At 74.7% G+C, this 15,376-nt stretch carries 12 protein-coding genes; 7 read left to right on the top strand and 5 right to left on the bottom strand.

The features are described 5' to 3' along the window. Positions 1-63 precede the first annotated feature (63 nt). Both ACE3UN_RS09635 and ACE3UN_RS09630 read left to right on the top strand, forming a co-directional pair. The gene (locus ACE3UN_RS09635; protein WP_374674718.1) at positions 64-270 is read left to right on the top strand and encodes a hypothetical protein; all 207 of its coding nucleotides are present in this window, start codon (positions 64-66) and stop codon (positions 268-270) included. Positions 271-387: 117 nt separating this feature from the next. Continuing rightward, on the top strand, positions 388-831 hold the full coding sequence (locus ACE3UN_RS09630; protein WP_374674717.1) for a universal stress protein: 444 nt from the start codon (positions 388-390) through the stop codon (positions 829-831). A 29-nt stretch (positions 832-860) separates the two neighbouring features. On the opposite strand, the gene ACE3UN_RS09625 is transcribed toward ACE3UN_RS09630, so the two are convergent. Beyond that, the gene (locus ACE3UN_RS09625) at positions 861-1,976 is read right to left on the bottom strand and encodes an NAD(P)/FAD-dependent oxidoreductase (protein ID WP_374674716.1); all 1,116 of its coding nucleotides are present in this window, start codon (positions 1,974-1,976) and stop codon (positions 861-863) included. Between the two features lie 229 nt (positions 1,977-2,205). On the opposite strand from ACE3UN_RS09625, the gene ACE3UN_RS09620 reads away from it, so the two are divergent. Genes ACE3UN_RS09620 through fdhF form a run of 3 tightly spaced genes read left to right on the top strand, consistent with a single transcriptional unit; the run spans position 2,206 to position 9,134 of the window. Then, complete coding sequence (locus ACE3UN_RS09620) at positions 2,206-4,422, top strand: methyl-accepting chemotaxis protein (protein WP_374674715.1); 2,217 nt, start codon at positions 2,206-2,208, stop codon at positions 4,420-4,422. A 54-nt stretch (positions 4,423-4,476) separates the two neighbouring features. Further along, positions 4,477-6,264, top strand: a complete 1,788-nt coding sequence (locus tag ACE3UN_RS09615) for an NADH-ubiquinone oxidoreductase-F iron-sulfur binding region domain-containing protein (protein ID WP_374674714.1) — start codon at positions 4,477-4,479, stop codon at positions 6,262-6,264. Then, positions 6,261-9,134 carry a formate dehydrogenase subunit alpha gene (gene fdhF / locus ACE3UN_RS09610; RefSeq protein ID WP_374674713.1) on the top strand — a complete coding sequence of 958 codons (2,874 nt, stop codon included), beginning with the start codon at positions 6,261-6,263 and terminating at the stop codon, positions 9,132-9,134. Before ACE3UN_RS09615 ends, fdhF begins: the two co-directional genes overlap by 4 nt. On the opposite strand, the gene ACE3UN_RS09605 is transcribed toward fdhF, so the two are convergent. Together ACE3UN_RS09605 and ACE3UN_RS09600 are read right to left on the bottom strand one after the other, a co-directional pair. Next, positions 9,116-10,639 (bottom strand): carotenoid oxygenase family protein, encoded by a 1,524-nt coding sequence (locus tag ACE3UN_RS09605; RefSeq protein ID WP_374674712.1) that lies wholly within the window; start codon positions 10,637-10,639, stop codon positions 9,116-9,118. The genes fdhF and ACE3UN_RS09605 overlap by 19 nt on opposite strands. Positions 10,640-10,650: 11 nt before the next feature. Continuing rightward, positions 10,651-11,094, bottom strand: a complete 444-nt coding sequence (locus ACE3UN_RS09600; protein ID WP_374674711.1) for a DUF2141 domain-containing protein — start codon at positions 11,092-11,094, stop codon at positions 10,651-10,653. Positions 11,095-11,399: 305 nt separating this feature from the next. Between ACE3UN_RS09600 and ACE3UN_RS09595 the strand changes: the two genes are divergently transcribed. Together ACE3UN_RS09595 and ACE3UN_RS09590 are read left to right on the top strand one after the other, a co-directional pair. Beyond that, positions 11,400-12,710 (top strand): NnrS family protein, encoded by a 1,311-nt coding sequence (locus ACE3UN_RS09595; RefSeq protein WP_374674710.1) that lies wholly within the window; start codon positions 11,400-11,402, stop codon positions 12,708-12,710. A gap of 40 nt (positions 12,711-12,750) precedes the next feature. After that, positions 12,751-13,554: an SDR family oxidoreductase gene (locus ACE3UN_RS09590; RefSeq protein WP_374674709.1), complete on the top strand. Its 804-nt coding sequence runs from the start codon at positions 12,751-12,753 to the stop codon at positions 13,552-13,554. 39 nt (positions 13,555-13,593) lie between these two features. Here the strand turns inward: ACE3UN_RS09590 and ACE3UN_RS09585 are convergent, their stop codons facing one another. Both ACE3UN_RS09585 and ACE3UN_RS09580 read right to left on the bottom strand, forming a co-directional pair. Beyond that, on the bottom strand, positions 13,594-14,799 hold the full coding sequence (locus ACE3UN_RS09585) for an ABC transporter substrate-binding protein (RefSeq protein WP_374674708.1): 1,206 nt from the start codon (positions 14,797-14,799) through the stop codon (positions 13,594-13,596). Positions 14,800-14,995: 196 nt separating this feature from the next. Then, positions 14,996-15,205, bottom strand: coding sequence for a hypothetical protein (locus ACE3UN_RS09580; RefSeq protein WP_374674707.1), 210 nt, complete (start codon positions 15,203-15,205; stop codon positions 14,996-14,998). Positions 15,206-15,376: the final 171 nt, after the last annotated feature.

The following is a 15,376-nucleotide window of genomic DNA, read 5'->3' as shown; positions in this document are numbered from 1 at the left end:
GCACCGTGTCAGACTGCCCGCCTATCGTCCCCTCAAGGACCCACCCACCAGGAACCAACGATCATGTGGAAACTGCTGCTCGCTTTCGTCGTCTTCGCCGCCCTGGCCGTGTACATGCTCTCCAAGGGGGGCGACATCGACATGTCCGGCGAGAAGCACGGCATCGACAGCCACGCGCCGGCTGCCTCCGAGACGGCCTCTGCGCCGGCGGCCACCCCGGCCGCGTCGGAGCCGGTGGCTGCGCCCGCCGCCTCGGCCGCCTCGCAGTGAGCGCATGCATGGCGGCTTGACGCCACGCAAGCCGCCGCGGCGCGGCCGGCGTAGATTGCCGGCAAGCGACGCCCCGCCATGGATCGCAGGGCGCGCATCACCTGCCGAGGACGCGCCATGTACCAACACCTGCTGGTGCCGGTGGACGGTGGCGAGCTGAGCGAACGCGCGATGACCGAGAGCATCGCGCTGGCCCGCCGGCTGGACGCCGCCATCACCGGCTTCGTTGCCGAACCCGACCCCGTGCTGCCGGCCGTGGGGCGCCACCCTGCGGTGGTCCTGCGTGAGCAGGAGCAGGCCGAGGCGGCCGCCGCCAGCCACGCCCGCCAGATCCTCGACGCCTTCCGCGCCAAGGCCCAGGCCGCCGGCGTCGCCTTCTCGGGCCACTACGTGCGCACCACCCAGATCGACGACGCCATCGTGCAGGCGGCCGAGGAGCACGGCTGCGACATGATCGTCATGGCCACGCACGGGCGCGGCGCCCTGGGCGAGCTGCTGTTCGGCTCGCACACCAAGGCCGTGCTGGGCCGCTGCAAGCTGCCGCTGCTCGTCCTGCACTGACGGCGGCGCCGTCTGCCGCCGCGGCCCGCTCAGCGGGGGAGCCGGCGGGCCACCTCGTCGCCGATCGCCAGCGCGGCGGTCAGCCCCGGCGACTCGATGCCGAAGAGGTTCACCAGCCCGGACACGCCATGCTCGGCGGGCCCGTCGATGCGGAAGTCGGCCGCCGGCTCGCCCGGGCCGCTGATCTTGGGCCGCACCCCGGCGTAGGCCGGCTGCAGGGCGCCCGGCCCACGCTGGGCCAGCCCCGGCCAGTAGCGCTGCACCTCGGCGGCGAAGTGGGCGCCGTCGGCCGGGTCCACCCGGTAGTCGATGCTGTCCACCCAGCGGAAGCTGGGGCCGAAGCGCGCCTGGCCGGCCAGGTCCAGCGTCAGGTGCACGCCCAGGTGGCTGCTGGCCCCGGGCACCGGGTAGACCAGGTGGGAGAAGGGCGCGCGCCCGCTGAGGGCGAAGTAGGCACCCTGGGCGAAGTGCGGCACGGGCACCTGGCGGGGGTCGAGGCCGTCGATCGCGCGGGCCAGCGTGCAGGCCTGCAGGCCGGCCGCGTTCACCACGGCGCGCGCACGCAGGGTGCAGGCGGCGTCACCGCCCACGTCCAGCACGAAGCCGCCGGCCTGCGCGCGGGCGCGCAGCACAGGCGACTTCAGCGCCAGCGCGGCCCCGTGTGACTCGGCCTCGCCCAGCAGGGCCAGCATCAGGCCGTGGCTGTCCACGATGCCCGTGGAGGGCGACAGCAGCGCACCGTGGCAGGCGAGTTCCGGCTCCAGCGCCCGGGCCTGCTCGGCGCTGAGCGGCTGCAGGTCGTGCACCCCGTTGGCCTCGGCCTGCGCGCGCAGCCGGTCCAGCCACGGCAACTCGGCCGCGTCGGTGGCCACCACCAGCTTGCCGCAGCGACGGTGCGCCACGCCGCGCTCCGCGCAGTAGGCGTAGAGCATCTGCCTGCCCTGCACACACAGGCGCGCCCGCCAGGAGCCGGCCGGGTAGTACAGCCCGGCGTGGATCACCTCGCTGTTGCGGGCGCTCGTGGCGCTGCCGAAGGCCGGCTCACTCTCCAGCACGATCACTTCGCGGCCCATGCGGGCCAGCGAGCGGGCGCACGCCAGGCCCACGACGCCGGCACCCACCACCACCACATCGGTTTCTTCCATGGCGCGATTGTGGCGGCGGGAATCGGGGGTTAACCCCGGGGCATATCCACCGATATGTCCCTTGCGAATTCCCAACAATTAGTTCGCTAGATGTGCCGAGATAAGCACTGTTGTGGTGCGTTTGGCGATTCCAAGTCAAAACTCCGAGGTAGGAACACATGAACGACGGGACCCCGGCCAGCGACGGCCGAGACAGCTTCTTCGGGTACCACGGCTTCTGGGCCCCGGCGTGCGGCTGTTCCGCCGGCTGGGATTCCGGGCCAAGGCGCTGATCGTCAGCACCTGCTTCGTGGTGCCCCTGGCGGTGCTGGCGCTGGCCTGGTTCACCCAGCACAGCGAGTCCCGGGCCTTTTCCACCAAGGAGCAGCGCGGGCTGGCGTTTGCGCGCCAGGCCATGCCGGCGCTGACGCAGGTGCTGCACGAGCGCGCTGCGGGCCAGGCGCCCGATGCCACCGCCTGGCAGGCGCTGCTGGCGCGGCTGGACACCGCGCAGCAGGCCAGCGCCGACGAGTTCGGCACGGCGGCGGCCCTGGCGGCGCTGAAGCAGGCCGCGTCCGCGCCGCCCGCCACCGGCGACGCCCTGCGCGCGGCGCAGGAGCAGCTCGCCCTGGCCGCCATCGCCCTGGTGACGCAGGCCACCGACGGCTCCAACCTGACGCTCTACCCGGACATCGACACCTACTACCTCATGGACGGTGCGCTCATGCGCGTGCCGCAGTACCTGGCCGACGCCGGCCGGCTGGCCCTGCTCGCGGGCGCCGCCGAGACCGACGCCGTGGACGTCGCCCGGGCCCAGGCCTATGCTGCGCTGCTGCACAGCCAGCTCGAGACGGCGGTGGCCAAGGTCGACGCGGTCCATCCTGGCATGCGCGCGGCACTGGCCATGGACGGCGCCAGCGCGCGCTGGCAGGCGCTGCAGCAGGCGGTGCAGGCGCGCCAGTCCGCCGCGGTGGCGCCGGCGGGCCAGGCGCTGTCCGACAGCCTGCTGGTCACGCAGCAGCGCATGCTGGACGAGCTGGACCGGCTGATCGGCGAGCGGGTCGCCCGTGCGGACGCACGGGCCACCGCCGTGGCCGCCGTGCTGGTGCTGGGCCTGCTGATGGCCGCGTACTTCTTCGCCTCGTTCTTCCGCGTGATGGACGGCGGCCTGCAGGAGACGCGCCGCCACCTGATGGCCATGACCCGGGGCGACCTGACGACCCACCCCCGCCCGTGGGGCCGCGACGAGGCCGCCGAGCTGATGACGGCGCTGGGCGACATGCAGCGCGCGCTGCGTGCCATCGTGCGGGACGTGCGCGGCGGCAGCGACGAGATCCTGCACGCCAGCAGCGAGATCGCCTCGGGCGCCATGGACCTGTCCTCGCGCACCGAGCAGACGGCCGCCAACCTGCAGCAGACCGCGGCGTCGATGGAAGAGATCTCCGGCACGGTGCGCGCGACGGCCAAGCACGCCAATCAGGCCGCCGCCATCGCGCGCGAGAACGCCGATGCCGCCACGCAGGGCGGGCGTGCCATGGACGAGGTGGTGCGCACCATGGAGACCATCGGCCAGTCCTCCTCGCGCATCGGCGAGATCATCACGGTGATCGACGGCATTGCCTTCCAGACCAACATCCTCGCGCTCAACGCGGCGGTCGAGGCCGCGCGCGCCGGCGATGCCGGCCGCGGCTTCGCCGTGGTGGCCGGCGAGGTGCGCAGCCTCGCGCAGCGTTCGGCCGAGGCCGCACGCGAGATCAAGTCGCTCATCCAGACCAGCGTGGCGCAGGTGCAGGACGGCAGCCAGGTGGTGCAGCGTGCACAGGGGGCCATCGGCCAGGTCGTCGGCAGCGCGGAGCGCGTGGGTGAACTCATCGGCCAGATCGCCGTGGGCACCGCCGAGCAGTCCACGGGCGTGCAGCAGGTGGGCCAGGCCGCCCAGGAGCTCGACCGCACCACCCAGAGCAATGCGGCGCTCGTGGAGCAGACCGCCGCCGCGGCGGCCTCGCTGCGCGACCGCGCCTCGGCCCTGGCCGGGCGCGTGGCGGCGTTCCGCCTGCCGGACGCCGATGGCGTGGCCACGCTCGACGTGCCCCCCGCCCCGGCGACCGAGGCCTTCGATTTCGACAGCGCGGTGGAGGCCCACCGCGCCTGGAAGGTGAAGCTGCGCTCGGCGATCGCCCAGCACAGCCAGCTCGACGCCGACGCCCTGTGCCGCGACGACCGCTGCCCGCTGGGCCAGTGGCTGCACGGCGGCGGCAGGGGCCGGTGGGGGCACCACCCCGCGTTCGTGACGCTCGTGAACGAGCATGCGGGCTTCCACCGCGCGGCCGGCCAGGTGGCGCACGCGGTGAACCGGCGGGCCTACGCGGACGCGGAGCGCCTGCTGGGCGGCGGCTCGGCCTTCGCCCAGGCGTCCAACGCCACGGTGACGGCCATCCTGCGCGCCAAGCGCGACCTGCGCGGCTGACCGGGCGGCAGCGGCGCGGCGCCCCGGCCCGGGGCATGTCGCATACTCGGCCGCATGCCTGACCCGATCGCCATCCTCCCCGCGGGCCGACGCCCGCGGGCCGAGCCCAAGGGCCGCCAGGCCGACCCCGCCGTGCGCGCGCGGGTGCGTGCGCTGATCGGCGCGGCGCCGCACGCGGCCGACCGGCTCATCGAACACCTGCATACGCTGCAGGACGCGCTCGGTGCCCTGCACGAGGCCACGCTCGTCGCCCTGGCCGCCGAGATGGGACTGGCCATGGCCGAGGTGGTGGAGGTCGCGAGCTTCTACCACCACTTCCTGCTGCTGCCGGACGGCGAGGCAGCACCCACGCTGACCGTGCGGGTGTGCGACAGCCCCTCGTGCGCGCAGGCAGGCGGCACGGCGCTGCGGGGCCAGCTGGCGGGCGGCGTGCTGGGCCCGTCGGTGCGCGTGGTGGCGGCGCCCTGCGTGGGGCGCTGCGAGCAGGCGCCGGTGGCGGTGGTCGGCCAGCGCCCGGTGCCGCGTGCCACCGTGCCGGCCGTGGTGGACGGCGTGCGCGCCGGCGAGGTGCATCACCCGCTGCCGCCCGACGCGGCCACGCCCTTCGACCCGGTGGCGTGTGCGCCTGGCGAGCTGCCCGCGGGCGAAGGGATCATCCCGGCCGTCACCGGCTATGCGGCCTACCGCGCCGCCGGTGGCTACCAGCTGGCCGCCGCGCTGGTGCAGGGCGAGCGGGCCGCCGAGGACGTGCTGGCCGAGCTGGACGCCGCGGGCCTGCGCGGCCTGGGCGGCGCAGGCTTTCCCGCCGGCCGCAAGTGGCGCATCGTGCGCGAGCAGCCGGCCCCGCGCGTGCTGGCCGTCAACCTCGACGAGGGCGAGCCGGGCACCTTCAAGGACCGCAGCTTCCTGGAGCGCGACCCGCACCGCTTCCTCGAAGGCGTGCTGATCGCGGCGCAGGTGGTGGGCACCGAAACCGTCTACCTCTACCTGCGCGACGAGTACGCCGGCTGCCGGGCCCTGCTGCAGCGCGAGCTGGCGCTGCTGCACGCCGAGCCGCCGTGTCCGCTGCCGCACATCGAGCTGCGGCGCGGCGCGGGCGCCTACATCTGCGGCGAGGAATCCGCCCTGGTCGAGAGCATCGAGGGCCGGCGCGGCGAGCCGCGGCTGCGGCCGCCCTACATCGCCGAGCGCGGCGTGTTCGGCCGGCCCACGCTGGAGAACAACTTCGAGACGCTGTACTGGGTGCGCGACATCGTCGAGCGCGGCGGCGCCTGGTTCGCCGGCTTCGGCCGCCACGGCCGCCGGGGCTTGCGCGCGTTCTCGGTGAGCGGCCGGGTGCGCCGCCCGGGCGTCAAGCTGGCGCCGGCGGGCATCACCCTGCGCGAGCTGGTGGGCGAGTTCTGCGGCGGCATGGCCGAGGGCCACACCCTGTACGGCTACCTGCCAGGCGGGGCCTCGGGGGGCATCCTGCCGGCCTCGCTGGCCGATGTGCCGCTCGACTTCGACACCCTGCAGCCGCACGGCGCCTTCATCGGCTCGGCGGCCATCGTCGTGCTCTCGCAGCACGACCGGGCGCGCGACGTCGCCCTGAACGCCATGCGGTTCTTCGCCGACGAGAGCTGCGGCCAGTGCACGCCCTGCCGCGTGGGCACGGCCAAGGCCGCGGCGCTGATGGCCGAGCCCGCCTGGGACCTGGCCACCCTGGACGACCTGGCGCAGGTGATGGCCGACGCGTCCATCTGCGGCCTGGGCCAGGCGGCGCCCAACCCGCTGCGCTGCGTGCAGCGCCATTTCCCCCACGAGCTGGGCACCGACCCGGTCGGCGCGGAGGCGGCCCGATGAACGCGCCGCACACTCTCATCGAACCCGTGTCGTTCACGCTCGACGGCCAGCCCTGCCAGGCGCAGCCCGGTGAGACGCTGCTGCAGGCCGCGGACCGTGCCGGCGTCGCCATCCCGCGGCTGTGCCATGCGGACGGGCTGCGGCCCGACGGCAACTGCCGCTCGTGCGTGGTGGAGGTGCAGGGCGAACGCACCCTGGCCGCCTCCTGCTGCCGGGCCGTGCAGCCCGGCATGGTGGTGCACACCGACAGCGAACGCGCGCGGCGCAGCCAGCGCATGGTGGTGGAGCTGCTGCTGGCCGACCTGCCGGCCGACGGTGCGGCCTGGGTCGAAGGCGATGCCACCCGGCCGCACGGCGAGCTCTCGCAGTGGGCCGAGCGCCTGGGCGTGCGGCCGCGCCCGGCCCTGCAGGCGCTGCAGCGCCCGCAGCCCGCGCCCGACGACAGCCACCCCGCCATGCAGGTGAGGCTGGACGCCTGCATCCAGTGCACGCGCTGCGTGCGCGCCTGCCGCGAGTTGCAGGTGAACGACGTCATCGGCCTGCGCGGCCGCGGGGCGGCCACCCAGGTGGTGTTCGACCTGGGCGACCCGCTGGGCGCCAGCAGCTGCGTGGCCTGCGGGGAATGTGTGCAGGCCTGCCCCACGGGGGCCCTGAGCGCACGCACGCTCGTGGGCGACCGGCGGGTGGACCGCGAGGTGGATTCGGTCTGCCCCTACTGCGGGGTCGGCTGCCAGCTCACCTACCAGATCCGCGGTGAACGCATCGTCGCCGTGCAGGGGCGCGACGGCCCGGCCAATGCCAGCCGGCTGTGCGTGAAGGGCCGCTTCGGCTTCGACTACGTGGTGCACCCGCAGCGGCTGACCGTGCCGCTGGTGCGCCGCGAGGGCGTGGCCAAGGACGCCGGCGCTATCCACCCGCCCGGGCAGCCGCTGCGGGACTGGCGTGAGGTCTTCCGCGAGGCCAGCTGGGACGAGGCCCTGGCCCGGGCGGCGGGCGGCCTGCGGCGCCTGCGCGACACGCACGGCACGGCGGCCCTGGCCGGTTTCGGCTCGGCCAAGGGCAGCAACGAGGAGGCCTACCTGTTCCAGAAGCTGGTGCGCACGGCCTTCGGCAACCACAACGTGGACCACTGCACCCGCCTGTGCCATGCCAGCAGCGTGGCGGCGCTGCTGGAGGGCGTGGGCTCCGGCGCGGTGAGCAACCCCGTGGCCGACGTGCAGCACGCCGCCTTCGTGCTGGTGATCGGCGCCAACCCGACGCAGAACCACCCCGTGGCCGCCACCTGGATCAAGAACGCGGCCGAGCGCGGCACGCGGGTGGTGCTGGCCGACCCCCGCCGCACGGACCTGGCGCGGCACTGCTGGCGGGTGCTGAACTTCCGCCCCGACGCCGACGTGGCGCTGCTCAACGCGATGCTGCACACCCTCGTGGAGGAGGGCCTCACCGACCCGGCGTTCATCGCCGAGCGGGTGGATGAGTTCGAGGCGCTGCGCGCGCAGGTGCAGGCCTTCTCGCCCGAGGCGATGGAGCCGGTCACCGGCATCCCGGCGGCCACGCTGCGCGAGGTGGCGCGGGCCTATGCCACGAGCACGGCGTCCATGATCCTCTGGGGCATGGGCGTGAGCCAGCACGTGCACGGCACCGACAACGCACGCTGCCTCATCGCCCTGGCGGCCATCACCGGCCAGATCGGCCGCCCCGGCACCGGCCTGCACCCGCTGCGGGGCCAGAACAACGTGCAGGGCGCCAGCGACGCGGGCCTCATCCCCATGATGTTCCCGAGCTACCAGCGGGTGGCGGAGCCGGCCGTGCGCGAGTGGTTCGGCCGCTTCTGGGGCACGCCGCTGGCCGAGCAGCCCGGGCGCACGGTGGTGGAGATCCTGCACGATGCGCTGCGGCCGGCCGACGACCCGGCGCGCATCCGCGGGATGTACATCATGGGCGAGAACCCGGCCATGAGCGACCCGGACCTGGCGCATGCGCGCGCCGGCCTGGCGGCGCTGGACCACCTGGTGGTGCAGGACCTGTTCCTCACCGAGACGGCCTGGCTGGCGGACGTGGTGCTGCCGGCCGGCGCCTGGCCGGAGAAGACCGGCACGGTGACCAACACCGACCGCACGGTGCAGCTCGGCCGGCGCGCCATCGACCCGCCGGGCCAGGCGCGGCCCGACCTGTGGATCATCCAGCAGATGGCGCGCGGCCTGGGCCTGGGCTGGGACTACGCCGGCCCCGACGCCGGCGTGCAGGCGGTGTACGAGGAGATGCGCCAGGCCATGCGCGGCCCGCAGGCGCACGGGGTGCTCGATGGCGTGCCGTGGGAGCGCCTGGTGCACGACGGCGCGGTGACCTACCCGTGCGTGAGCGAGGACGATCCCGGCCAGCCGGTGATCTTCACCGAGCGCTTCCCCACGCCCAGCGGCCGCCTGCGCCTGGTGCCGGCGGCGCTGCGCCCGCCGGGCGAATCACCCGACCCCGACTGGCCCTTCGTGCTGATCACCGGCCGCCAGCTGGAGCACTGGCACACCGGCAGCATGACGCGCCGCAGCGAGGTGCTCGACGCGCTGGAGCCGGCGGCCACGGCCAGCCTGCATGGACAGGACCTGGCTCGGCTGGGCGTGGCCCCGGGCGGCTGGATCGAGGTGGCGTCGCGCCGCGGGCAGGTGAGCCTGCGCGCCCGGCGCGACGACGGCACGCCGCCCGGCGCGGTGTTCATCCCCTTCGCGTACGCGGAAGCCGCGGCCAACCTGCTCACCCACCCGGCGCTGGACCCGACGGCCAAGATCCCCGGCTTCAAGCACTGCGCCGTGCGCGTGCGGGCCGCCCCGCCGGACGAGCCCGGCGAGCAGCAGGCTCAGCCCGCCACGAACTGACCATGGAAGCCGTACGGCAGCGCGTACGGCAGCCAGGCCACCGCCACCGGGCCGTCGGCCAGGGCGCGGGCCTCGAACACGCTGGCGAAGCTGCGCCGGCGGGTGATGTCGTAGCCGGTGCCCAGCAGCCAGCCGTCGCCTTCGGCCGTGCTGCCGGGGCGCGGCACGAACACATGCTCCTCCACCACCGCCTGCGGGCCGAAGGTGAAGGCCTGCTGCGTGCCGCGCTCACGGTCCAGCGCCAGCAGGCTGTCGAAGCCGAAGCGGCGTTCGTAGCCCGCTGACAGTGCCGCCGGGCACCAGGTGTGGCGGTGGCGCCGGGCCACCACCCGGCGGTCCACCACCGGGAACTCGACCGAGGCCTCGCCCACGGTCCAGCGGTGGCCGCTGGTGCGCAGGTCCAGCTGCAGCAGCGCCGGGCGGGACGGCTCGCTGCCGTGGAACTCGCCGCGCGCCACGTCCTGCAGCCGCGCATCCAGGCGCGGGTAGTCGGCGGCGCGCACCAGGTCCAGCGTGATCAGGTCGCCGTCGTCCCAGCCGTTGGCGAAGTGGAACACCATGCAGGCGGGGACCTCCAGCACACGCTGGCGTTGGAAGTCCGCCTTGTCCACCACCAGCACGCGGGTGGCCTGCGGCCCGCCGGCGGGCTGCCAGCGCATCGCGTCGGTGAAGGCGGCGCCGCCGCGCACGGCCGCCATGTCCAGCGTGAGCGGCGCCAGCAGGAAGACGAGAAAGCGCGCCGTGACCACGAAGTCGTGCACCATGGCGCACGGCGGCATGGCCGTCACCGCGTGGCGCCGCAGTGCGCCCGCGGCGTCCAACTGGTACAGCACCAGCTTGTCGTGCGCGGTGCCGAAGTTCCACACCGTGCCGTCCGGCTCCACCTTCGGGTGGGCGGAGAACGGCATGCCGGTCAGCTCGGGCGCCCAGGCCACCGGGCCCCGGGTGGCCAGCGTGTCCGGGTCGAGGTCGTGCGCCGAGCCGCCCTCCCACAGCGCCAGCAGGCGGCCCGGCAGCGCCAGCACGCTGGTGTTGGCCACGTTCATGTCGTCCGGCCCGCGCAGCGGGCGTTTCGGGGCGATGGCCGTGCCGAAGGCGGGCACGAGGAACTCGCCGGCCGCCTGCTCGGCGCGGAACTTGGCCGTCTGCACGAAGCGCGCGCGGTGCGAGGCGCCGCCCTGGCCGTCGAAACGCCAGGCCTGCACCAGGCCGTCGCCGTCGAACCAGTGGCGGTAGCGCTGGCCGGCGCGCTCCATCAGGCCGGGTCCGTTGCGGTACAGCGTGCCACGCAGCCCGGCCGGCCAGCGGCCCACGATGGCCGGCGCCTCGCAGGCCATGTCCTGGCCGTGCAGGCCGCGCAGGGGCGCGAGCGCCGGGTGGTCGCCGAAGGGCGCGGCGGCCCGCCAGGCCGGGCTGGCCGCCCACGAGGGGATGGCCGGGCCGGCAGCGAGCGCGGCGCCGGCCGCGAGGAACCGGCGGCGAGAGAGCAGGGCAGCGGGGTGCATGGCCGGGCGCCTCAGGGCAGCTGGATGCGGATGTGCGCGGTGGTGCGCGGGTCCACGGCGGCCTGCTCGAAGCGCGGCGGCCCGAAGCTGCCGGCGGCGTCGTTCGAGAAGGCGAAGGGTTCAATGGGGATGCCCAGGGCATTGCTGTCCAGCCGCCCGTTGCCGTTTCGGTCGATGAACACCGACACGGCCACCGGCGTGTCGGGCAGGCCGGAGAACTCCACGCGCAGCGGTTCGCCGGCGGGCGGCAGGGGCCGGCGTGCGCCTTCGCGCGGCGTGCGCAGCCAGCGGGTGGGGTCGTCGAACAGGGCCACCATGAGCTCGCCCTCGCCGCCGGGCGAGGTGAGTTCGATCGTCAGCCGCTGCCCGTCGGCGGCCAGTGCGGGGGCGGTGCCCGCCACCAGCAGCACCGCGGCAGCCAGGGCGGATCGGGGACGCAGGAAGGAACCGGTCATGGCAGTCTCCAGGGGGAAGCGAAGTGGCCCCATGCTCGGCCGTCCCGACGGGCCGGGCCACCGCCGTGCGACCGACGGCGCCCGGCACGCGCCAACGGCAGCGGCATGGCGCCGACGGCGGGAGCGGGGCCCGCGATTCGACCGAGGGTTGACCCCGATCAATGGCGCGGGGCGTCGCTGTGGCTAGCCTGCCGAACCGCCCTGCGCATCGGTTTCCCCGGGCGCGGCGCCCACCTCCCGTTCCCCACCCCGCCGCCTGGCCGGCCGTCCGCCACCAGGCCCCGGGGACTTCCCGCTGCCGCGCCATGATCCCGCTTCAACCCGCTCCCGCCGGCCTGCCCTCCCGCAGCTTCGGCGGCCCCCGCCGCCGCGTCGACACCCGGGCCACGGGCTGGCACTGGCTGATGGCGGCGCCGCACCGCCTGGGGTTCTTCACCGGTGGCCTGGCGCTGGCGCTCACGGCGGCCTGGTGGGCGGCCATGCTCGTGGCCCGCCATGGCGGCCTGGCGGTGCCGTGGGCCGTCTCGCCCGCGGTCGCGCATGGCCTGGCGATGGGCCACGGCTTCATGCCGCTGTTCGTGCTGGGCTTCCTGTTCACCGCCGGCCCGCGCTGGCTGGGGGTGGAGGCGCTGCCCGTGCGCGCGCTGTTGCCCGGCGTGGGCCTCATCGCCGCGGGATGGGTCGTGGCGCTCGCCGGCTTTCATCTGTCCGCGCCGCTGGCGGGGCTGGGCCTGGGGGCGGTGTGCCTGGGCCTGATGCTGATGACCGCGCAGTTCGGTCTGCTGCTGGCCGCCAGCCCCGTGACCGACCGCGAGCACGCCCGTTTCATCCTGGTGGCCCTGGGCGTGGCGGCCCTGTCGCTGTGGGCGGCCGCACTGGCCGTGACGCTGGGCGCGGACGCGCCGGCGCGCGCCGCCACGCGGGCCGGCCTGTGGGGCGGCTTCGCCCTGCTGTTCGTCACGGTGGCGCACCGCATGATCCCCTTCTTCACCGCGGCAGCGCTGCCCGGCAATGCCGCCTGGCGTCCGCGTGCCGTGCTGCTGGCGCTGGCCGCCATGGTGCTGCTGCAGGTGCCGTTCTCCGTGGCCGAGGTGCTGGGGCGCCAGGCCGCGCCGCTCGCGCTGGTGCGCGGTGCGCTGGAGTGGCTGGCCGGCCTGCTGCTGTTCTGGCTGTCGGTGCGCTGGGGCCTGCGCCAGAGCCTGCGCATCCGGCTGCTCGCCATGCTGCACATGGGCTTCTTCTGGCTGGCGGTGGCGTTCACGCTGTCGGGCTGCTCGCATGTGCTGCAGGGCATGACCGACGGCGCCGTCACGTTGGGCCTGGCGCCGCTGCATGCCTTCACCATGGGCTACCTGGGCAGCACGCTGCTGGCCATGGCCACGCGCGTGGCGTGCGGCCACGGCGGCCGGGCGCTGGTGGCCGACCGCACCGTGTGGCTGCTGTTCTGGGTGCTGCAGCTGGCCGTGGCCGCCCGCGTGGCCGCGGCGCTGTGGCCGGCGGCCGGCACGCCGCTCACGCTGCTGGCCGCGCAGGCCTGGCTGGCCGCCATGGGCGCCTGGGCCTGGCGCTACGGCCGCTGGATGCTGGCGCCTCGCGCCGACGGCCGGCCGGGCTGACCCCCTGCGCCCCGCGGCCGTGGCCGCGTAAGCTGCGCGCATGAACGACGCCACGACCCCACGCCCCTTCGCCGCACCGTCGCCCGCGCCGGCCCCGGCCGCCCGCATCGCCCTGGTCACCGGCGCCGGCAGCGGCGTGGGCCGCGCCAGCGCGCTGGCCCTGGTGGCGGCCGGCTGGACGGTGGTGTTCTCGGGCCGGCGGCTCGCCGCGCTGGAAGACGCCTGCGCCGCCGCGACGGCGGTGTCCCGGGCGGTGGCGCTGCCGGCCGACGTGACCGACCCGGCCAGCGTCGCCGCGCTGTTCGCTGCGGTGCGCGAGCGCTTCGGGCGCCTGGACCTGCTGTTCAACAACGCGGGCGTGTTCACCGCCGGCGTGCCCATCGACGAGCTGCCGCTGGACGCCTGGCGTGCCGCCGTGGACACCAACCTGACGGGCGCCTTCCTGTGCACGCGCGAGGCGTTCCGGCTGATGAAGACCCAGCAGCCGCGCGGCGGCCGCATCATCAACAACGGCTCCATCTCGGCCCACGCGCCGCGGCCGAACTCGGCCCCCTACACGGCCACCAAGCATGCGATGACCGGCCTGACACGCGCCTGCGCGCTGGACGGGCGGGCCTTCGACATCGCCGTGGGCCAGATCGACATCGGCAATGTCGCGACGGACATGACCGTGGCCATGGCCGAGGGCATGCCGCAGGCCGATGGCAGCCGGCGCGCCGAGCCGCGCATGGACGTGCAGCATGTGGCCGACACGGTGGTGCACATGGCCTCGCTGCCCCTGGGCGCCAACGTGCTGTTCACCACCGTCATGGCCACCGCCATGCCCTTCGTGGGCCGCGGCTGAGCAGCGCGCCGCCGCGCCCCAGCTGGGGTCAGGCGTGGTTCACTGCGTCTTGCGGCGGATCACGGCCGCCTTCTTGGCGTCGTCGGCGTACACGTACTGCAGGGCGCCGCCGCGCCAGGTGGCCAGCCAGATCATGTTCAGCGTGAAGGCGTCGTGGTCGCGCGCGCTGAAGGGCTGGTCGTGCGTGGTGACCACGCCGGCGTAAGGCTGCGCCAGGTTCTCCAGGGCGGCCTTGAGCGCCGGGCCGCGTGTGTCGCCGCGCGTCTGGAACACCGCGCGCATCATCAGGTGCACCGCGTCGTAGGTCTGCGCAGCGGCCATGAGCGACGACACCGGCGCGTTGCCCGCCTGGCGCTTGAGCCGCGCGATGAACGAGCTGCGCCGCTCGTTGGACAGGTCGGGCACGATGGACTGCACCATCATGCCGCCCTCGACGGCCCCGCCGGACTTGTCCCACACGGTGCGGAACGACATGGGCCAGGGGCCGTACAGCGGGCCGGTGAAGCGCGCCTGCTGGCGGGCGGCGGCCAGCGTGGCGAGCTCGGGGCCCACGCTGTAGCCGATGATGGCGTCGGCGCCCGCGGCCTGCGCCGCCTTCACCTCCTCCACCAGGGAGCCCACGCCCAGGTCGAAGCGCGCCACGTAGGCCGGCTGCAGGTTCTGCTCGGCCAGGAAACGCTTCACGTCCGCCAGGCCGCCTTCGCCGTATGCGGTGCGGTCGGCGAACACGGCGATGCGCCGCAGGCCGCGCCGCCGCGTCGCGTCGCGCACCAGGAAGTCGGCCTGCAGCGTGTCGCGCGGGGACAGGCGGAAGATGAAGCTCTCCGGTGCCGGGAACTGCGCGGTCACCGCCGAGCCGGTGGCCACCGCCACCATGAGCAGGTGCTGGTGCTGCTGGAAGACGTCCAGCGATTTCAGCGCCACCCCGGTGTTGCAGTAGCCCACGGTGAAGGCCACCTTCTCCTTGAGCACCAGGTCCTCGGCGGCGCGCCGGCCCTCGTCGGGGGTGGCCTTGTCGTCGCGCGAGACGAGCGCCAGCGGCCGGCCCATGTAGCCGCCCACCTCGTTGATCTCCTGGATGGCCAGCTCGGCGCCGATCTGGGCGCTGCGGCCGAAATCGGCCGAGCCGCCGGACAGCGGGCACACGAAGCCGACGCGCAGCGGCTCGGTCGCCTGTGCCTGCGACACGCCGTGCAGGCCGGGGCCGAGGGTCAGGGCAAGGCTGAGCAGCAGGCGGGTTCTCATCGGCGTCTTTCGGCAGGTGGGCGTGGCGCGCGAGGCTAGGCAGCCCAGCTGAAAGCCAGCTTGCAGGCGGCGGCCACTGCGGGAAGGCCCGGAGGCCGCGCGGGCGCTGGCCGTGACGTGGCACACGAATCGTCCGGACGCAAAAAAGGGCCCACGCGGGGCCCAAGAGGAGTGGAGCGGAAACTCGGTGTTCGGCTCAGACGCGCGGCAGGCGCTTGGCCGTGACGTGCACGACCTGCGTCGGCCGGCTGTCCGCCGCGGCGGCGACGGCGTCGTCGTAGTGCTGGTCGGCCAGCTCGCCCACGCCGGCCAGCACCATCACCGTGAGCGCGACCGACAGGCCGGCGGCGATGCGGCGCGAGGCGTTCAGGGCGGTGACGAAACGGGGGGTGCGGTCGGTGGTCATGTGCGGCTCCTTCGGGGTCGTGTGCGGTGTGTCGATGGGTGGACTGTAGGCAGCCCCCCTGTCCAGCACCACGCACGTGCGACCGGCCGTCGCCGCCGCAGGATGAACCGCATGCGCGGCGGATGAACGGCGCGGCCGCGGACGAAACCGTCCAGGCGCCGACGAAATGGC

The organism is Ideonella sp. (assembly GCF_041918995.1).
Classification (GTDB): Bacteria; Pseudomonadota; Gammaproteobacteria; order Burkholderiales; family Burkholderiaceae_C; genus Ideonella.
This window is presented reverse-complemented; position numbering and strand designations above follow the sequence as displayed.